This is a genomic window from Halolamina salina (assembly GCF_042678005.1).
Taxonomy (GTDB): Archaea; Halobacteriota; Halobacteria; order Halobacteriales; family Haloferacaceae; genus Halolamina; species Halolamina salina.
The window spans coordinates 1,083-5,286 of sequence record NZ_JBHUDH010000010.1 but is presented as its reverse complement, the minus strand read 5'-3'; the positions used below and the strand labels follow the sequence as shown (position 1 = coordinate 5,286).

The following is a 4,204-nucleotide window of genomic DNA, read 5'->3' as shown; positions in this document are numbered from 1 at the left end:
GACATCACCTACCACCGCGGCGTCGATTTCCCGGCGGTGCGGATCGCGTTCGACCGCCCCGAGGTGCGGAACGCGTTCCGACCCGGTACCGTCGACGAGCTCCACGCCGCGCTCGACCACGCGCGCAAGCAGGCCGATATCGGCGCCGTCCTCCTGACCGGTAACGGTCCCTCCGAGAAGGACGGCGGCTGGGCGTTCTGTTCGGGCGGCGACCAGTCGGTCCGCGGCGGCTCGGGCTACGAGTACCGCGGCGACGACGAGGCTGCCGAGGACGAGTCCGAGGCGGTCAAGACGGCCAAGGCGGGCCGGCTCCACATCCTCGAAGTGCAGCGGCTGATTCGGTTCATGCCCAAGCCCGTCGTCGCCGTCGTCCCGGGCTGGGCCGTCGGCGGCGGCCACTCGCTGCACGTCGTCTGTGACCTCACGCTCGCGAGCGAGGAGCACGCGAAGTTCCTCCAGACCGACCCCGACGTGGCCTCCTTCGACGGCGGTTTCGGCTCGGCGTACCTCGCCCGCCAGATCGGGCAGAAGAAAGCCCGCGAGGTGTTCTTCCTCGGGAAGACCTACTCCGCCGACGAGGCGGTCGAGATGGGGATGGCCAACGAGGCGGTCCCACACGAAGATTTGGAGGAGACGGTGATCGAGTGGGCGGAGACGATGACGAGCAAGAGCCCGACGGCGATGCGGATGCTGAAGTACGCGTTCAACATGGCCGACGACGGGATGGTGGGCCAGCAGGTGTTCGCCGGCGAGGCGACGCGGCTGGGGTACATGACCGACGAGGCCAAGGAGGGCCGGGACGCGTTCCTCGAAGGCAGGCAGCCCGACTTCTCGGAGTACCCCTGGCACTACTGAGGCTGTCGCCGGAATCGGCGTGAGACACCCGGACGCTACTTCCGAACCGCTTGATACAGCACGTACGCCACGAACACCGCGATGTACGCCACCGCGAGGCCCTCGGTGAGCAGCGACCGGCCCAGCACGACGATCAGGGCGACGACGGGGGGGCCGATCAGCAGCAGCGAGTCGAACACCCGGTCGTCCGGGCCGGCGTCGAACACGTCGAAGACGAGCGGGATGTCGTCCAGCCTCATTGGTAGAGCCCCCCTCGCTTGAACACGGTGCGGAGCATCACCAGCACCGGGATGATCTCCAGCCGGCCGATCCACATGTGGAAGAGGAACGCGACCTTCCCGATCGTCGGCAGCGACTCGGGACCGGTGATCCCCGCGGAGAGCCCGACGTTCCCCTGCGCGCTCGCGACTTCGAACAGGACGTTCGCGAGCGAGTACTCCCCGGCCGGGAGCGTGAGCAGCAGGAGGAACGTGCCGACGACGAGGAACGAGATCCAGAGGACGACGATGATCGCCGCCTCCATGAACTCGCGGCTCGCCTCGTCCTCGTTCAGTCGGCGGCCGTTGATCTCCAGCCGCCGGACCGCGCTCTCGGGGTAGAACACGTCGGCGATCTGGTGGCGGATCCCCTTCACGAGCGTCAGCCCGCGGATGAGTTTGATCCCGCCGGCCGTCGACCCGGCCGCCCCGCCGACGAACATCGCGAACACGACCGTCAACTGGGCGTACGAGGGCCACCGGCCGAGCGCGACGTTCGTCGCGTCGACGGCCGTCTGGAACCCCGTACAGGTGGCGGCCGAGACGAACTGGAACAGCCCGTAGCGCAGGGCGGCAAACGGCGTCGCGTACGGGCCGGCGAAGTAGAGGAACGCCCACAGCAGCGCCGACCCCAGCCCCATGTAGCCGAACACCCACCGCGTCTGGAGGTCGGTGTAGAAGTTCCGCAGGTCACCCTGCAGGATGAGGTAGTGGACCGGGAAGGCGATGCTGCCCAGCAGCATGATCGGGAGCAACGTGAAGTCGATCGCGACGCTGTCGTACGTCGCGATCGAGTTGTCCGTGACCGAGAACCCGCCGGTCGCGAGCCCGGTCATGGCGTGGTTGATCGCCCCCCAGATCGGCATCCCCGCCAGCCAGAGCGCGAGGATCGAGCCGAACGTGAACAGCGTGAAGATCCACCAGATCGTCCGGACCGTCGAGACGATGCTCGGGTGGATCTTCTTCGAGCGCGCCTCGCTCTCGTACAGCGTCAGCGAGCCGCTACCGGGGCGTGAGAGGATCGCCGTCGTCAGCACGATCACGCCCACCCCGCCGACCCACTCGCTGAACGTCCGCCACCACTGGAGCGTCCGCGGCAGCACCTCCTCGTTGTCAGTCATCGTCAGCCCGGTGCCGGTGAAGCCGCTCATACTCTCGAAGATGGCGTTGAGCGGGTCGGTGAACGCCGCGAGCGTCGACGTCCCGGCGGGCATCTGGACACCCGGCACCCCGAGCCGGACGCTCCACGCGATCAGGAGGAACGGCAGCGCGCCGAAGACGCCGACGCAGAACCAGCCCGAGGCCGCGACGATCATCCCGTGGAACCGACCCGGGGACTCCGCCCCCCGGTACCGCCGGTAGAGCAGTCGACCGATCCCCAACGGGACGAGCGCCGAGGCCAGCAGCGCCGGGATCGCGAAGTACTCCCCCCAGACGATCGGGACGACGAGGGAGACGAGCAACAGCCCGCCCAGCGCCTCGAGGATGCGGCCGAGGTCCCGGCCGACCGTCGCGACAGCCCCGTTCATACGTCCCCTGTGGCCGCGGGGAGTCGGGCCGTTCGGCCTCCGGCGCTGCTCACGGCCGGCTCACTCCTCGCGGTCTTCATAGTGGCCGAAGATGTCGGTGATCTCCGGGTCGGCGCCGACGCCGGAGTAGACGGTCAACAGGTCGCCCCCTTGGATCGTCGTCTCGCCGCGAGGGGTGATCGGATGGTCGTTCCCCTCGCGTTCGATCGCCACGACCAGCATCTCGTCGGTGAGAAGCCCCGACTGGGCGGCCTCCCGGAGCGTCTTCCCCGCGATCGGCGCCTCGTCGGTGACCGTGATCTCGAACACCTCGGCGTTCTCGCCGACGCGCATGTAGTCGACGATCGCCGGCCGCGCGACCGCCCGGTAGAGGTACTCGGCGATGAGCTGTTGGGGGTTCTGCATCGTGTTCACGCCGATCTGCTCGAACAGCCCCATGTGTTCGGGGTTGTGGACGACCGAGAGGATCGCGGGCACCTCGAACTCCTTCGCGAGGAGGCAGGTCATCACGTTGGTCGCGTCCTGATCGGTCGTCGAGATGAGCGCGTCGGCCTGCGCGGCGCCCGCGTCCTCGAGCGTGTCCTTCGTCGTCGCGTCGTCGTGCAGGACCAGACAGTCGAACTCGTCGGCGGCGCGGTTCGCCCGGGCCTCGTCGCGCTCGATGACGACGACTTCGTTCCCGGACTCCGTCGCGATGTCGATGAGCGGCGTGCCGATGTCGCCGGCGCCGATGATGATTATGTACACGAGTCACACCCCCCGTCGCCGCAGGAGCGCTTCACGGCCCGACACCGGCGACTCCGCCGGGGCACGCGCCATCACGACAGTTTGGTCGGCCTCCCGTCCACCCGTCTCGGGGAGCGAGCCGAACACGGCCTGTGAGACCGCCCCGGATCGGGTCGCCCCGACACAGGCCGTGTCGTGTCCCTCCGCGGCGTCGGTGATCGTCCGTTCGGTGTCCTCAGCGACTCTGATCTCGGTGTCGTACGACATAGATTGGATGTCAGCGCGTTCCGCGACCGCCTCGATGACTGCTTCGCCACCTTCAGTGGGAGCGATCCGCCTCGGTGTCGGCCGCCGGGGGTTGGACGTCGAACAGCGTCAGCGACGCGTCGTCGGCTGCGGAGGCGAGTTCGGCCGCCCGGCGTGCCGCGATCAGTGCGTGTGAGTCGTCCCCGGCGAGGACCATAATTTCTTCCCTGCCGCTATCGCCCGCATCCGGAATCCAACGTCGAGGTCGGCGGCGATATCCGGGGGCCTCCAGTAGCTCCTGCCGCCGTTCGACCCGCTCCACCTCGAACTGCTCGGACTCGACCTCGGTGACCCGCTCCGCCTCGGAGGGGTCGTCGTAGGTCGCTCGCGGGTCCGTTCGATCCACGGTTCGGGCTTCGGCCCCGCACCGGAAACAGTTCCGGCTTCCCGCAACCGCAGTCGCTTTGGGCCGCCCGCCCGAACCACCAGCAATGAGTTCGAACGCGGAGCCGACGCGGGCGAAAGCGTGGGTGATGGCCGCCCGCCCCCAGACGATGCCGGCGGCGATCTCGCCGGTGCTCGTCGGCGTGG

At 68.6% G+C, this 4,204-nt stretch carries 6 protein-coding genes and 1 pseudogene; 2 read left to right on the top strand and 5 right to left on the bottom strand.

Annotation, left to right across the window (positions count from 1 at the left end):
- Positions 1-855 (top strand): 1,4-dihydroxy-2-naphthoyl-CoA synthase (locus ACFR9S_RS01175; RefSeq protein ID WP_379817808.1); only part of this gene is annotated, 855 nt, incomplete at its 5' end.
- Between the two features lie 35 nt (positions 856-890).
- Here the strand turns inward: ACFR9S_RS01175 and ACFR9S_RS01170 are convergent.
- From ACFR9S_RS01170 to ACFR9S_RS01150, 5 genes are read right to left on the bottom strand one after another with little or no spacing between them, the layout of a single operon-like run.
- A complete protein-coding gene (locus ACFR9S_RS01170; protein WP_379731552.1) occupies positions 891-1,094 on the bottom strand; it encodes a hypothetical protein in 204 nt (67 codons plus the stop codon).
- A complete protein-coding gene (locus ACFR9S_RS01165; protein ID WP_379731553.1) occupies positions 1,091-2,641 on the bottom strand; it encodes a TrkH family potassium uptake protein in 1,551 nt (516 codons plus the stop codon). The genes ACFR9S_RS01170 and ACFR9S_RS01165 overlap by 4 nt, the downstream gene beginning before the upstream one ends.
- A gap of 60 nt (positions 2,642-2,701) precedes the next feature.
- Positions 2,702-3,388 carry a potassium channel family protein gene (locus ACFR9S_RS01160; protein WP_379731554.1) on the bottom strand — a complete coding sequence of 229 codons (687 nt, stop codon included), beginning with the start codon at positions 3,386-3,388 and terminating at the stop codon, positions 2,702-2,704.
- 3 nt (positions 3,389-3,391) lie between these two features.
- Entirely contained in the window at positions 3,392-3,634 is a 243-nt protein-coding gene (locus tag ACFR9S_RS01155) for a hypothetical protein (RefSeq protein ID WP_379731555.1), read from the bottom strand.
- 52 nt (positions 3,635-3,686) lie between these two features.
- Positions 3,687-4,019, bottom strand: a complete 333-nt coding sequence (locus ACFR9S_RS01150; RefSeq protein WP_379731556.1) for a hypothetical protein — start codon at positions 4,017-4,019, stop codon at positions 3,687-3,689.
- A gap of 85 nt (positions 4,020-4,104) precedes the next feature.
- Between ACFR9S_RS01150 and ACFR9S_RS01145 the strand changes: the two are divergent.
- A pseudogene (locus ACFR9S_RS01145) lies at positions 4,105-4,204 on the top strand (1,4-dihydroxy-2-naphthoate polyprenyltransferase); the annotation flags it as partial.